This window comes from uncultured Jatrophihabitans sp., assembly GCF_964246335.1.
In the GTDB taxonomy this organism is placed as follows: domain Bacteria; phylum Actinomycetota; class Actinomycetes; order Mycobacteriales; family Jatrophihabitantaceae; genus Jatrophihabitans.
This window is the reverse complement of record NZ_CAXTQF010000006.1, coordinates 57,602-71,371: the sequence shown is the minus strand read 5'-3', so window position 1 is coordinate 71,371 and position 13,770 is coordinate 57,602. Positions and strand designations below refer to the sequence as shown.

Below are 13,770 nucleotides of genomic sequence, written 5' to 3'. Positions count from 1 at the left end.
GTGCCGCGCTATCAGGCCGCGGGCGTGACCTGGATGTCGACGGCGTCCTGGCCGGTTCCGGGCCGCTGCCACACGTGCAGGATGTGAAAGCGCAACGTGCCGACAGTGAGCTCTTGATCGGCCCGGCAGTCGCAGCTGCGTTGTGCGTCATAGCTCGCGCCGTCGTTCGGGCGCTGGCCGACGAACAACTCCATCGCAGCGACGGCGGGCTTCGCGCCGTCCACACTGCGCACGAGAACCATGGCTCGGGTGCCACCGACGTCGACGTTCGGCGGATAGGTCACGTTGCGGCCGTTCGTGCTCGTGTTCGGCACGGCGTGCACGCGATAGATCCCGGGACCGCGGTGCAGGGCCGGGAGCTGGGCGCTGCCACTACTGCTGCACGCACAGAGCGACGCGCTGACCACACCGGCGGCGACCGCGACCGCAGTGCGCCCGGAGGAACGGCGACGCATCACCGTTCGTCTCCGGCCACGACATCACTGGACTGCTGCGCCTCGAGCACGAGGTATACCGGCAGTTGCGCCGTCTGCACCTCGACGGCGCGCCATGCCTGCGGCCCGATGTTCAGCACCCGCCCGACGCGAACGACCGGGCTACTGCTTTCACCACCGTCGCCACGGTCGATGGCCAGCGCGACGGCAGGGTCCGTGACGTCCGGGTTGAAGTCCAGAATGCCGTAGGCGTTGCCCGCGCGGTCGCGCACCCGGTGGCCCTGGACGATGCGTAGTTGCTCAGCCACCGAAGTCCACATCGTTGATGTGGCCGTTGAACTCGTCCTGCGTCAACGTCACGGTCTCCGGTGGGTTGGCGCCCTGCCCCCACGGATTGCGCAGGGTGATCGTCGGCGGATCGACGGAGTTGTTCACGCTCTGCACGATGTACTCGTGGCTGGTCACCAGCTTGTGGTTGTCGAACGTCTCGTCGGAGTGCAGCCATAGGAACCCGGAATGGTGTGAGTTGGTGCCGACGGTGACGGGTACTCCGCTGTCCAGCTTGCTCCTGATGTCGTTCAGCGACGTGTCGTCGGGGTCGACCCTGTTCGAGCTCTTCCCTGACAGGTCGTGCATGGACACGTTGCCGTAGCCACCCTCGATGTTCGCGTAACCGCCGTGGCTCTGCGCGTAGGCCTTTTCGTAGATCTGCACCCAGCTGGCACCGCTGGGCGAGTGTTCGAACGAAGTCTGTGGCGGGTTCCAGTTGTTGTACGGCAGCTGGCCGTCGACGGTGATCGGCGTCGGCTTCCCGTCCTGATAGAGCGTCACGGTGTAGGTGCCGTTGCCGTTGTCGCGGATGTGTTGCTGCGCGAAATTCGGGTTCACCTGCTGTTCGGCGCCCAGACCGGCGAGGAACCAGCAGTCACCCAGGTCGCCTTGCTGGATCTCCGACGGCGCCGCCTTGCCGTCGATGAACAGCTGGCCGTTGCTCCACTGGTAGTGGATGCCGTTCTGATCCTGGTTGCCCGACCCGTCGGTACCCCCGAGCGCCGGGGCCAGGCTCGTCATCGCCGAGGCGAAGCGGTGCAACTGGTCGGTGCTCAATCCGGGGTACAGCGCGTTCGCGATCGCTATCCGCCCGTTGTTGTCCAGACCCTGGGAGATGTCCACGATGCCGATGTGCCGCTCGGTGAACGCCTCGTTGAGCGCCTTGAGGTCCGGGTCGCTCAGTTGCCCGACCACGGCTTCCGCTTCGGCCGCGGTGAGGCCGACGAGCTTGTTCTTGAGGTCGTTGACGTCGTCGGTGTTGTTCCACTGCGAGTCTCGGTCGATGAGCGTCTTCGCCTGCGCCAGAGCAGCTTTGATCTTCTGCTCGCTCGGCGCCGGCTCGTCGTCGAAGACGCGACTCGGGTCGATGGTGTAGCCGTCCTCCTGGAGTTTCTGACAGGCCAGCAGGTGGGCCAGCCGGCGTCCGATGTCGGCTGCGACATCGGCGGCGTCCCGGCTCGGCGCGGTGAAGCCGCTGCGGTCGGAATCCGTGCCCTGTGACCCGTCGTCCAGGCCGAGGTTGCGGGGCGACACGCCGTTGCCGCGAGCCAGCGCAGAGTAGGCGTTCTCGACGGTGACGCCGACCGCGCGCGACTGCCCGGCCGCGGCGCCCGGTACCTCGGTGAGTGCTTTTTTCAACGCAGGGACCCGGTCGAGGTCGAAGCCGCAGAACGTACTCAACCGGAGCTCCGTGGACGACACGACATGATCGTCGTAATCTACCGAGCAACCATCCGACGTCAATGCGGCAACTGTTCCGGAGGGTGCCCCGTGCCGACGCCGCCGCCCGCCGTGCTGAAAGCGGCCGCCACTGATCTGCGCGAGTGCGCCGTCGCACAACGCGGCCACGCGTCGTCGTGCGAGACGCTGCTGGATGCCGTCACAAAATTCACCAACGACACCACCTGGAGCGGCACCTACCCGGACCAGGTCAACGCGCAGATCGCCGGCTGGGCTCGAGACCTCACTGCCACGGCGTCGGCGATGCGCGCCGACGCGAAGGCTTGGGACTCGGCGGCGACGACGTTCGAGGACGAGGCGGGCAAGGCGCACAGCGGCTGATCCCACCACCGAGGCGGCGCGGTTACCCTCGCCGCCATGGCGCAGGTGCTGCTGGTGGAGGACGACGCGGCCATCCGCGCGTCGCTGACCCGCGCGCTGCGCGATCACGGGCACGTGGTGTCCTCCGTCGGTTCGGGCATGCCGGCGTTGACCGCGGCCGTCGAGAACAGGCCGGACGTCGTGCTGCTCGACCTCGGCCTGCCCGACGTGGACGGTGCGGACGTGCTGTCGATGCTGCGCGCGGTCAGCGAGGTGCCGGTGATCGTCGCCACCGCGCGCGACGAGGAGTCGGAGATGGTCCGGCTGCTCGACATCGGCGCCGACGACTACGTGATCAAGCCGTTCACCGCGGCCCAGCTGAACGCGCGTATCCGTGCCGTGCTGCGCCGCGGCGGCAAGAGCGACGAGGATCCGGTGATCACGGTCGGTGGTCTGCGCATCGACACGCGCAGCTACGAGGTGACCGTCGACGGCCGCCCGGTCGAGCTCGCCCGCAAGGAGTTCGAGCTGCTGCTGGCCCTGGCCCGCCGCGCCGGCGAGGTCGTCACGAAGCGCGACCTGCTCGGCGAGGTGTGGCAGCTCGCGTGGGGCGGGTCCGACCGCACGGTGGACGTGCATCTGTCGTGGTTGCGCCGCAAGCTGGGCGAGTCCGCGCAGTCGCCGCGCTACCTGCACAGCGTGCGCGGCGTCGGCATCCGGCTGACCGCCCCCGCAGACGACGCCGACGAGCCCGCGAGCCGGACGGGTGGCTGACCGTGCGCCGCCGCATACTGCTGCTCGTCGTCGGGATGACGGTGCTGGTGGTGCTCGCATTCGCGATCCCGCTGGCGGCCCTGATCCGCCACCAGGTCTACACCGACGCGACCCAGTCACTGCAACGCCAGACGAGTGACCTTGCGTTCTACATCCGCCAGCGAAACGCCGCGCCGAGCGCGGCCGCGTTGCGTAAGCGCATCGCCGAGATCGGCGGCGACCGTGCCGCATCGGTGCAGCTGCCCGACCTCACGGTCATCGGCACGCTGCCGCCCGGGGGGCGCAACGCACTCGCGTCGACGGCCGAGACGGGAGACAGCTCGCGCAGCCAGCAGCCCGGCTTCCCCGGTGGTTTCGGCGGCGGCGCCGGCGAACGCGGCGGGCCGCCCGTGCGCTTGCGGAGCTGGTACGGCGGCGAGCTTTCCCAGTTGCGGGTGCTCCCGCCCGGCCCGTTCACCGGGTCCACCGGCACGACGACAGGTGTGCCGCGATCGAACTACCTGGTGACGGTGTACGCGAGCGACGACGCGCTGCACTCCGGCGAGGACGGCTGGTTCCTGCTGCTCGCCGGCGCAAGCGTCGGCCTGTTGCTGCTCGGCGTGCTCGCCGGTGAACTGCTGACCCGGCGCATCGTGCGGCCGCTGGTCGACACCGCGGACACCGCACAGCGCCTGGCGGCCGGCGACGTCACGGCACGCGCGCCGACCGCCGGCCCGACCGAGGTCGCCGATGTCGGCCGGGCGCTGAACCGGCTCGCCGACCGCATCGACCAACTGATCGCCGAGGAACGCGAGACGGTCGCCGATCTCTCGCACCGCTTGCGCACGCCGCTCACCGCGCTGCGGCTCGACGCCGAGGCGTTGCGCGACCGCGACGACGCGGAACGCGTCGGGGCGCACGTCAGCGCACTCGAACGCATGCTGACGGCGGTGATCCGCGCCGCCCGCCGGCCGCAGCGCGAAGGACGGATGCCCTCGTGCGACGCGGACGCCGTGGTGCGCGATCGCGTCATGTTCTGGTCCGCGCTGGCCGAGGACCAGGGACGCACCGGCAGCAGCGAGCTGCCCGGCCAGCCGGTGCCCGTGCGGGCCGCCGCCGAGGATCTCGCCGCGGCCGTCGACGCGCTGCTCGAGAACGTCGTCGCGCACACGCCGGAGGGCACCGACTTCGCCGTGCTCCTGAACCCGACGCCGTCCGGTGCGCGGCTGACCGTCAGCGACGACGGTCCCGGCATGGCGGTCGACGAGCCGGTGCGCGGGCGCAGCGACCGCGGGTCGACGGGCCTCGGCCTGGATATCGCCCGGCGGTGCGCGGAATCGTCCGGCGGCTCGATGATCATCGCGCGCAGCGCGACGGGCGGCGCCGCGGTGACGCTCGACCTCGGCGCGCCGTAGCCCGCAGCGTGCCCACGCTTTGCCCCGCAGATCGGCGCAATTCGGGCGTTCCAGCGTCGGTTTGCGGGGCGAAGCTCAGCGCTCTTGAGCCCCGCCCAGCAGAGCTTGACCTTTCCTTGACCGTGCTCTGACGGCTCCCTGACCCGCGTCGACCCATGGTGGTCGACATGAACGAACAGACGCCGCGCAGCAGCGTTCGCCGCCTGCACGGGCGCGCCACCCTGGCCGGCACCGTCGCCGCCGCAGCGGCCGGTGCGGTGACCGTCGGGCTGATCGCCGGCGTGTCCAGCTCCGCGCAGACGGCATCGAGCTCGAGTTCGAGTTCGAGTTCGACGACCACCGGTAACACGAAGTCGTCGACGTCCACCTCGTCGTCCTCGACTCCGTCGTCGACTTCGTCGTCCTCGACTCCGTCCTCATCGTCGTCCTCGTCGTCGTCGTCCGACTCGAGCGGCATCTCCGGCACGCAGCAGGGCGGCGGCAGCGACGGCGGGAGCAACGGCTCATGAGCGCCACCCCTGCGACCTGGGTCGGCCGGGCCTGGAGCTGCACGATGCGCCTCGTCGTCACCGACGGGCGCGTACTTCGCCCGGCGACGCAGGACCTCATGGCGCTGCTCGATCGCGTCGACGCGGCGGCCAGCCGGTTCCGGCCGGACTCGGCGCTCTCGCGCGCCAACGCCGCGGCGGGACGACCCGTCGCCGTGCCGCACCTGCTCGTCGAGCTGGTCGCCGCCGCGCTCGACGCGGCGCGGCACACCGACGGCGCCGTCGACCCGACCCTCGGCCTCGCGATGCACCACATCGGATACGACCGCGACATCGCAGACCTCCCGTGCGATCGGCGCGAGCCCGCGTGCGTCCCCACCGCCCGTGTCGGTGGGTGGCGGGCGATCCGACTGCATCGCGAGGCCGGGCTGCTCACCGTGCCGCGCGGCTGCGCGCTCGACCTCGGCGCGACCGCGAAGGCCTGGACGGCCGACCATGCGGCGCACCAGCTGGCGCAGCGCTACGGCGTCGGCGTACTGGTCGAACTGGGCGGCGACCTCGCGGTAGCCGGATCGCCGCCGGGGGACGGCTGGCGCATCCGCGTCGCCGAGCGCGAGGGCGCCCAGGGCCAGACGGTGCGCGTCACGCACGGCGGCCTGGCCACGTCCACCACCACGGTGCGCCGCTGGCAACGCGCCGGGCAGCTGCAGCACCACATCGTCGACCCGGTGACGCAGCTGCCGGCCGTCGGCCGCTGGCGGACGGTGTCGGTCGCCGCCGGCTCCGCGCTCGCCGCCAACACGGCGTCCACCGCGGCGATCGTGCGCGCCGGCGATGCCGTCGAGCGGTTCGCCGCCCGCGGGCTCGCGGCCCGCTTCGTCGATCAGGACGGCACGGTCGTCCGCACGCCCGCCTGGCCGGCATTGCCCGCGGCCCGCACGGCAGGAGCGCCACGATGAACATCTGGTTCACCGCGCGCGGCGCCGGGCTGTCCGCCTTGGTGCTCGTCACCGCGTCGATCTGCCTCGGCGCGCTCGGCTCGCGGATGGCCGCGGGCCACCCGCAACGGCGCTATGTCGTGCAGTACCTGCACCGGGTCTGCGGCAGCCTGGGCATCGTCGTGCTCGTCCTGCACGTGGCGACCATCCTCGCCGACTCCTACGCACACGTCGGCTGGCGTGGCGCGGTCATCCCGTTTACCTCCGGCTACCGGCCGACCTGGATCGCGCTCGGCTCGCTGGCCGCGTACACCCTCGTGTTCGCCGCTGTCCTCGGCGCCGCGCGCGGCCGGCTGGCGGCGTCGTCGCGTGGCGCCGCGCTCTGGCGGACGCTGCACGCCCTGTCCTACGGCGCCTGGGCAGCCGCGCTGGTGCACGGCTTCGAGTCCGGCACCGACAGTTCGCTCGGCTGGGTGCGCGCGATCTACGTGACGTGCCTCGTGGCCGTGGTCGGCGCTACCGCTGCCCGGCTCGTCCCGCGCCGACGCACCGATGCCCCACGCCGTCAGCCGACGCACGTCCACACCCGCCCCGAGATGGCAGGAGCACCCCGATGACCGCCATGCTGCCCACTGCGAACAGCACCGCGACGGCGTCGCCGACCGAGCCGGTGACGTGGGCGATCAGCGCGCCGCGGCTGCTTGCCGGGCTCGACCACGCCACCACGCTGACGCTGGCGCAGCACCTCGCCGTCCACGGCCCGATGCTCGGCAACGACGTCGACCGGCTGCTGGCGCACCTGGACGGCGTCGGCGGCATCGCGGGCCGCGGCGGCGCCGGATTCCCGTTCGCCGCGAAGATCCGCGCCCTCGCTCCGGGGCGGCGCAGGCTGGTCGTCAACGGCACGGAGAGCGAGCCGGCGAGCAGCAAGGACCGCGTTCTGCTGCGCCGCACGCCGCACCTCGTCCTCGACGGCGCGCTCGCCACCGGCGCCGCGATCGGCGCCCACTCGGTGACGGTGGCGGTGCACGACGAACGCACCGCGGCCGTGGTGCGCAATGCACTCGCCGAACGAAGCGACGCGCGGCGCGTGCGTGTGCAGGTCATCGGCGGCGGCTTCGTCGCCGGCGAGGCACGCGCGGTGGCCCGGGCGACCGCCGGCGGACCCGCCTTACCGCCCGGCCGCCGCGACCACCTCACCGACCGCGGCGTGCTGCTCGCCAACGTCGAGACCTTCGCCCAGCTCACGGTGCTGCTGCGCATCGGACCGCACCGGTTCGGCGCTACCGGCACCGCGGACGAGCCCGGCACCACGCTGCTCAGCGTCGGTGGTGCGGTTGCCCGGCACGGCGTCGTCGAGGTGCCGCTCGGTACCCCGCTGGACATCCTGCTCGCCGCGACCCACCCGACCGCGCGGCCGCAGGCCGTCGTGCTCGGCGGCTATCACGGTTCCTGGCTGGCGCCGATCGGCGGTATCCGCCTCTCCCGGGCCGGCGCTGCGGCGGCCGGCGGCACGCTCGGCGCCGGCGTGCTGCTGGTGGTCGGCGAGGACACCTGCGCACTGGGTGAGCTCGCGCGGGTGACGACGTGGTTGGCCGGTGAATCCGCGCAGCAGTGCGGTCCGTGCACGTTCGGCCTGCCCGCGCTGGCCCGCGACGTCGGGGCGCTCGCGGCCGGCGCACCCGCCGTCGGCGCAGCGTTCGACCACGCCCGCACCGTCATCGGCCGCGGTGCCTGCGCCCACCCGGACGGCGCAGCCCGCTTCGTCACGTCCGGCCTCCACCTGCTGCACGACGAGACGGACTCCCATCTCGCCCACGGCGGCTGCGGCCGTCCGGTGCTCGGCCAGCTCCCGATCGCGGGTGGTTGACATGGACCTGCTGATCGATCGCGTCCGGTGCGACGGGCACGGCGTCTGCGCGGCGCTGCTGCCCGACGGCATCGCCCTGGACGAGTGGGGCTTCCCCGTCCTGCACGGGCAGCACGTCGACGACGCCGACGTCGAAGCCGTGGGCGCAGCCCGCCGCACCGTCGCCGCCTGCCCCGCGCTCGCGCTCCGCCTCGCCACCACCACGTCCGCTGCCGGCCGCTGACCGGCCCGCGCACCCGTACCCACCTGTTCTGTGAAGGGAAGACCCATGACCGCGCTCGCCGAGACCTACGCCTCGACGTCCGATCACCCAGTCGTCGACGTCGAGATCGTCGTGCCCGTGTACAACGAGGAGGCCGATCTCGAACGCAGCGTGCGACGTCTGCACGCGTTCCTGCGCAGCGACTTCCCGTTCGACGCGCTGATCACGATCGCCGACAACGCGAGCACCGACGCGACGTGGTCACACGCGCAGCGGCTGACCCGCGAACTCGACGGGGTGCGCGCCGTCCACCTCGACGCCAAGGGGCGCGGCCGTGCGCTGCAGCACGTCTGGGCGGCATCGCAGGCCAAGGTCGTCGCCTACATGGATGTCGACCTGTCGACCGACCTCGCCGCACTGCTGCCGCTCGTCGCGCCGCTGATGTCCGGGCACAGCGACGTCGCGATCGGTTCGCGCTTGTCCAGGGCCGCGCGGGTCACGCGTGGGCCCAAGCGCGAGATCATCTCCCGCTCGTACAACCTCCTGCTGCGGACCACGCTGCGCGCCGGTTTCTCGGACGCCCAGTGCGGGTTCAAGGCGATGCGCACCGAAGCTGCGCGGGCGCTGCTGCCGCACGTCGAGGACAAGGCCTGGTTCTTCGACACCGAACTGCTCGTGCTTGCCGAACGCAGTGGCATGCGTATCGCCGAGGTGCCGGTCGACTGGGTAGACGATCCGGACAGTCGGGTGGACATCGGCTCTACCGCGCTCGCCGACCTGCGCGGCATCGCCCGTGTCGGGCGCGCGCTCGCCCGCGGTGATCTTCCGTTGCGCGAGCTGCGCGCCGCGGCGGGACGGGACGAGCCGATCGTCCCGGGGGTGCCGCGGCGGCTCACCAGCCAGGCGATCCGGTTCGCCGGCATCGGCGCGCTGAGCACGCTGGCCTACCTGCTGCTGTTCTTGGCGTTCCGCCCGTCGACCGGCGCGCAGAGCGCGAACCTGCTGGCCCTGTTGATCACCGCAGTCGCGAACACCGCCGCCAACCGCCGGTTCACCTTCGGTGTCCGTGGCGCCGGCGCGGGGCGGCACCAGATGCAAGGGCTCGTCGTCTTCGGTCTCGGCCTCGTACTGACGAGCGGCGCGCTGTGGGTGCTGCACACCACCGCGCCGAACGCCGGGCGGCTGCTCGAGCTGAGCGTGCTGATCGCGGCGAACCTGCTCGCGACCATCCTGCGATTCGTCCTGATGCGCGAGTGGGTCTTCCGCCGCCGCGCCAACGACACCCCCGCCACCGCAGCCGAGGAGGCCGCACAGTGACCACCACCATCGACTCCCCCGCCGTCGTCGACGGCGATGTCATCAAACGCGACCGGCCCCGTGATCCGCGCCGGACGAAGCGGTTCGAGCGCGGCTCACTCGGGGTTCTGCTCGCCGCCACCACGCTGCTCTACGTGTGGGGCCTGGGCGCCTCGGGCAACGCCAACGACTTCTATGCAGCCGCCGTGCAGGCGGGCACCAAGAGCTGGAAGGCGTTCTTCTTCGGCTCGTTCGACTCGTCGAACTTCATCACCGTCGACAAGCCGCCGGCGTCCCTGTGGCCGATGGAGATCTCCGGACGGATCTTCGGTTTCAACTCGTGGTCAATGCTCGTACCCCAGGCGATCATGGGCGTGCTGGCGGTGTGGCTGCTGCACGCGACGGTGAAGCGCTGGTTCGGCCACTGGGCCGGCATCCTGTCCGGCGCGTTGCTCGCGCTGACACCGGTCGCGGTGTTGATGTTCCGGTTCGACAACCCCGATGCGTTGATGACGCTGCTGATCGTCGCCGCCGCGTATTGCGTGACACGGGCGATCGACGCCGCGTCCACGCGGTGGCTGGTGCTCGCCGGCCTCGTCATGGGCTTCTCGTTCCTCGCCAAGGGCCTGCAACCGTTCACCGTGCTGCCCGCGCTCGCACTCGCCTACCTCGTGGCGGCGCCGACCCGGCTGCGCACCAGGCTGCTGCAGCTGCTCGCCGCAGGGGTCGGGATCGTCGTCGGCGCCGGCTGGTGGATCCTGGCCGTACAGCTCACGCCCGCCGCCGACCGTCCGTACATCGGCGGTTCCGGGGACAACTCCCCGCTCGGCCTCGCCTTCGGTTACAACGGGCTGTCCCGGCTGTCCGGGGGTTCAGGATCCGGCGGCGGCCCGGGCGGTGGCGGTGGGTTCGACGGATCGACCGGCATCGGCCGGATGTTCAACTCGCTCAACGGCGGGCAGATCGCGTGGCTGCTGCCCACGGCGTTGCTGGCGATCGTGGCGCTGGCCGTGCTGGCCGGCCGGGCTGCACGGACCGACCGGACGCGTGCGGCGGCCATCATCTGGGGCGGCTGGCTGCTCGTCACGGCAGGCGTGCTGAGCTTTGCCAGCGGCATCATCCACACGTACTACACCGTCGAGCTCGCTCCGGCGATTGCTTCGCTGGTCGGAACCGGCGCGATCGTGTTGTGGCGGATGCGTGCCATAACTGCTGCGCGGCTCGCGTTGGCTGCGGGCGTGTTGGTCACCGGGTTCTGGAGTTACGCGCTGCTGCACCGCACGTCGTCGTTCTATCCGTGGCTGTCCTACGTCCTCGTGGTGCTCGCGATCGTCGCGGCGGTGGGCGTGCTCCTGCCCCGCCACCTGCTGCGCCGGTCGCTGGTGGTGGCAGTGGCGCTGAGCGGCATCGTGACGCTGACCGGTGGTTCGGCCGCGTACGCGCTGGACACCGCGGCCACGGCGCACACCGGATCGACACCGACCGCCGGCCCGGCGACCTCCGGCGGGATGGGCGGGTTCGGCGGCGGGATGCGCGGTGGAGCGCCCGGCGGCGGTACACGCCAGGGCGGCTTCCCGGGTGGCGGCATGTCCGGTTCCGGCTCGACCCGCGGCGGCGCGCCGGGTGGGACCGCCGGCACCGGTGGCACGGCCTCGCAGTTCCCGGGCGGCACCAGCGGCTCGCGCAGCGGTGAGCGCCCGAGCGGTGCCGGCACAGGAAGCAACCGCGGCGGTATGCGCGGCAGCTTCGGCGGCGGGATGGGCGGCGGCGCCACCACCACGAACAGCGCGCTGGTGAAGCTGCTCAAGGCGACTACGACGAAGTGGGCGGCCGCAACCATCGGTTCGCAGTCGGCCGGCCCGCTCGAACTGTCCAGCGGCCAGGCCGTCATGGCCATCGGCGGGTTCAGCGGCACCGACGCCGCACCCACGCTCGCGCAGTTCGAGAAGCTGGTACACGAAGGCAAGATCCACTACTTCGTCTCCGGCGGTGGCGGCGGTTTCGGCGGCGGACGCGGCGGGTCCAGCGCGATCACCACGTGGGTGGCGGCGCACTACACCGCGAAGACCGTCGGCGGCAGCACCGTCTACGACCTCACGAAGGCCAAGTCATGACCACCACCGCCCACCCGTCCCCCTCGTTGAGTGGCGCGGAAACGGATGAGTGGCGCGATATTTCGCGTCACTCGACGGAACTCGCGCCACTCGACGGGAAGGGCTCGGGCCGGCGCGCGTGGCCCCGACGCGAGCACCTGCCGCTCGTCGGGCTGCTCGTCGGCACCGCGCTGCTCTGCCTGATCGGGCTCTCGAAGTCCGGGTGGGCGAATCAGTTCTATGCGGCCGCGGCGCAGGCCGGCGCCAAGAGCTGGAAGGCGTTCCTGTTCGGCTCCCTCGACCAGTCCAACTTCATCACCGTCGACAAGCCGCCCGCTTCGCTGTGGGTGATGGACCTGTCGGTGAAGATCTTCGGCGCGAACTCGTGGGCGGTCCTCGTGCCGCAGGCGCTCGAGGGCGTGGCCGCGGTCGGCGTGTTGTACGCGGCGGTGACGCGGGTCAGCACGCGAGCCGGCGGACTGCTGGCCGGAGCCGCACTGGCCACCACGCCGGTCGCCGCGCTGATGTTCCGCTTCGACAACCCGGACGCGCTGCTCGTGCTGCTGATGACGGGCGCGGCGTACGGGACGATCCGCGCCGTGCAGGCCGGCCGGCCACGCTGGTTGATCATCGCGGGCGTCCTGCTGGGCTTCGCGTTCCTCACGAAGATGCTGCAGGGCCTGCTCGTCGTGCCCGGGTTCGCGCTCGCATATCTCGTCGCCGCGCCGACTCCGCTGCGCAAGCGTGTCCTGCATCTGCTCGCCGCGGGCGCAGCGATGGTCGTCGCCGCGGGCTGGTGGATCGCGCTCGTCGAGCTGTGGCCGGCCGGCTCCCGGCCCTACATCGGCGGCTCGACCGACAACAGCGTGTTGCAATTGATCTTCGGTTACAACGGCGTCGGCCGGTTGACCGGCGGCGACAACAACGGCAGCGTCGGGATGGGTGGCACCACCGGCGGCGGGTTCTCCAGCGGGCAGACCGGCCTGTTCCGGTTGTTCGGCTCGGAGATGGGCGCGCAGATCAGTTGGCTGCTGCCCGCCGCACTGATCGGGCTCGGTGCGCTCATCTGGCTGACGCTGCGCCGGCCGCGCACCGACGCGTTGCGCGCGAGCGCGATCGTCTGGGGCGGCTGGCTGCTGGTCACCGGCGTCGTGTTCAGCCTGGCGAGCGGCATCATCCACTCCTACTACACGGTGGCGCTGGCCCCGGCCATCGCGGCGCTCGTCGGACTTGGCGCGGCCGAGTTGTGGCGGGTACGCAACGGTGTCGCGGCGCGCTGGGTGCTCGCGGCGCTCGTCGCGGCCGGCGCGGTGTGGAGCGCGGTGCTGCTCGGCCGCGCGGCGTGGCATCCGGAGCTGCGCTGGATCGTGCTCGGCGCCGGCGTGCTCGCTTGCGTGGCCGTGCTGGCCGCGCACCGCGTGCACCGGCTCGTCGTGGCTGTGTTGACCGCGGCGGCGCTGCTGATCGCACCGGGCGCGTACGCCGTGCAGACCGCGTCAACCGCGCACACCGGGGCACTGCCCACCGCGGGGCCGGCCAGTGCGGGCGGCATGTTCGGCGGTGGGCTGGGCCCCGGCGGCGCTCGTGCCGGTGGCGGCACGCGCCCCGGCGGCGGCCGGCCCGGCGGCACCGGCGGCTTCGGCAACCGTGCGATGCAAGGGAGCGCCTCGGGGTCGACGACGAACGGCGCCGGCGCACGCACCCGCGGCGGTTTCCCCGGCGGCACGAGCGGTCGTGGCGGCATGGGCGGGCGCGGCGGAATGGGCGGGCGCGGTGGCATGGGCGGTCTCGGCGGCGCGACCACCGTCAGCACGGCACTGCGCACGGCGCTGACCGAGAACGCGAGCAAGTACGCGTGGGTGGCCGCTACGACGAGCGACAACGAGGCGTCCTCACTCGAACTCGCCACCGGCAACTCCGTGATGTCGCTCGGCGGCTACAACGGCACCGACGACGCGATCACCTTGAGCGCCTTCCAGAAGCTCGTCGCCGCCGGCAAGATCCACTACTACGTGGCGGACGGCCAGGGCTTCATCGGCTCGACGGCGGCGAACACGTCGACGGCGTACAAGATCCAGCAGTGGGTGGCCAAGACGTACACCGCGAAGACGGTCGGCGGCAGCACCGTGTACGACCTCACGCAAAGCACGTAGCGCGGGTACTGCCGATCTTGGGCCGCGCGGGTCTAGA

At 71.8% G+C, this 13,770-nt stretch carries 14 protein-coding genes; 11 read left to right on the top strand and 3 right to left on the bottom strand.

Annotated elements, in window-relative coordinates:
- Positions 1–11 precede the first annotated feature (11 nt).
- The 3 genes from ACFFCN_RS03445 to ACFFCN_RS03435 are packed head-to-tail and all read right to left on the bottom strand — an operon-like array spanning position 12 to position 2,186.
- Positions 12–455: a hypothetical protein gene (locus tag ACFFCN_RS03445; protein WP_375489726.1), complete on the bottom strand. Its 444-nt coding sequence runs from the start codon at positions 453–455 to the stop codon at positions 12–14.
- Positions 455–742, bottom strand: a complete 288-nt coding sequence (locus ACFFCN_RS03440) for a hypothetical protein (RefSeq protein WP_375489725.1) — start codon at positions 740–742, stop codon at positions 455–457. Before ACFFCN_RS03440 ends, ACFFCN_RS03445 begins: the two co-directional genes overlap by 1 nt.
- Positions 735–2,186: a C2 family cysteine protease gene (locus ACFFCN_RS03435; RefSeq protein ID WP_375489724.1), complete on the bottom strand. Its 1,452-nt coding sequence runs from the start codon at positions 2,184–2,186 to the stop codon at positions 735–737. The genes ACFFCN_RS03440 and ACFFCN_RS03435 overlap by 8 nt, the downstream gene beginning before the upstream one ends.
- Positions 2,187–2,255: 69 nt before the next feature.
- Here ACFFCN_RS03435 and ACFFCN_RS03430 point away from each other — a divergent pair, with 69 nt between their 5' ends.
- The 11 genes from ACFFCN_RS03430 (at position 2,256) to ACFFCN_RS03380 (ending at position 13,733) form a co-directional block, all read left to right on the top strand.
- Complete coding sequence (locus ACFFCN_RS03430) at positions 2,256–2,546, top strand: hypothetical protein (protein WP_375489723.1); 291 nt, start codon at positions 2,256–2,258, stop codon at positions 2,544–2,546.
- Positions 2,547–2,582: 36 nt separating this feature from the next.
- A complete protein-coding gene (locus ACFFCN_RS03425) occupies positions 2,583–3,299 on the top strand; it encodes a response regulator transcription factor (protein WP_375489722.1) in 717 nt (238 codons plus the stop codon).
- 2 nt (positions 3,300–3,301) lie between these two features.
- Positions 3,302–4,693 (top strand): HAMP domain-containing protein, encoded by a 1,392-nt coding sequence (locus ACFFCN_RS03420; protein WP_375489721.1) that lies wholly within the window; start codon positions 3,302–3,304, stop codon positions 4,691–4,693.
- Positions 4,694–4,860: 167 nt separating this feature from the next.
- On the top strand, positions 4,861–5,202 hold the full coding sequence (locus ACFFCN_RS03415; protein ID WP_375489720.1) for a hypothetical protein: 342 nt from the start codon (positions 4,861–4,863) through the stop codon (positions 5,200–5,202).
- Positions 5,199–6,140 carry an FAD:protein FMN transferase gene (locus ACFFCN_RS03410; RefSeq protein WP_375489719.1) on the top strand — a complete coding sequence of 314 codons (942 nt, stop codon included), beginning with the start codon at positions 5,199–5,201 and terminating at the stop codon, positions 6,138–6,140. Before ACFFCN_RS03415 ends, ACFFCN_RS03410 begins: the two co-directional genes overlap by 4 nt.
- Positions 6,137–6,736 (top strand): hypothetical protein, encoded by a 600-nt coding sequence (locus tag ACFFCN_RS03405; RefSeq protein ID WP_375489718.1) that lies wholly within the window; start codon positions 6,137–6,139, stop codon positions 6,734–6,736. Before ACFFCN_RS03410 ends, ACFFCN_RS03405 begins: the two co-directional genes overlap by 4 nt.
- On the top strand, positions 6,733–7,989 hold the full coding sequence (locus tag ACFFCN_RS03400; RefSeq protein ID WP_375489717.1) for an NADH-ubiquinone oxidoreductase-F iron-sulfur binding region domain-containing protein: 1,257 nt from the start codon (positions 6,733–6,735) through the stop codon (positions 7,987–7,989). Before ACFFCN_RS03405 ends, ACFFCN_RS03400 begins: the two co-directional genes overlap by 4 nt.
- A gap of 1 nt (position 7,990) precedes the next feature.
- On the top strand, positions 7,991–8,212 hold the full coding sequence (locus tag ACFFCN_RS03395) for a ferredoxin (RefSeq protein ID WP_375489716.1): 222 nt from the start codon (positions 7,991–7,993) through the stop codon (positions 8,210–8,212).
- Positions 8,213–8,257: 45 nt separating this feature from the next.
- Positions 8,258–9,508 carry a glycosyltransferase gene (locus ACFFCN_RS03390; protein WP_375489715.1) on the top strand — a complete coding sequence of 417 codons (1,251 nt, stop codon included), beginning with the start codon at positions 8,258–8,260 and terminating at the stop codon, positions 9,506–9,508.
- Positions 9,505–11,601: an ArnT family glycosyltransferase gene (locus ACFFCN_RS03385; RefSeq protein WP_375489714.1), complete on the top strand. Its 2,097-nt coding sequence runs from the start codon at positions 9,505–9,507 to the stop codon at positions 11,599–11,601. The genes ACFFCN_RS03390 and ACFFCN_RS03385 overlap by 4 nt, the downstream gene beginning before the upstream one ends.
- Positions 11,598–13,733, top strand: a complete 2,136-nt coding sequence (locus ACFFCN_RS03380) for a glycosyltransferase family 39 protein (protein WP_375489713.1) — start codon at positions 11,598–11,600, stop codon at positions 13,731–13,733. Before ACFFCN_RS03385 ends, ACFFCN_RS03380 begins: the two co-directional genes overlap by 4 nt.
- Positions 13,734–13,770 lie beyond the last annotated feature (37 nt).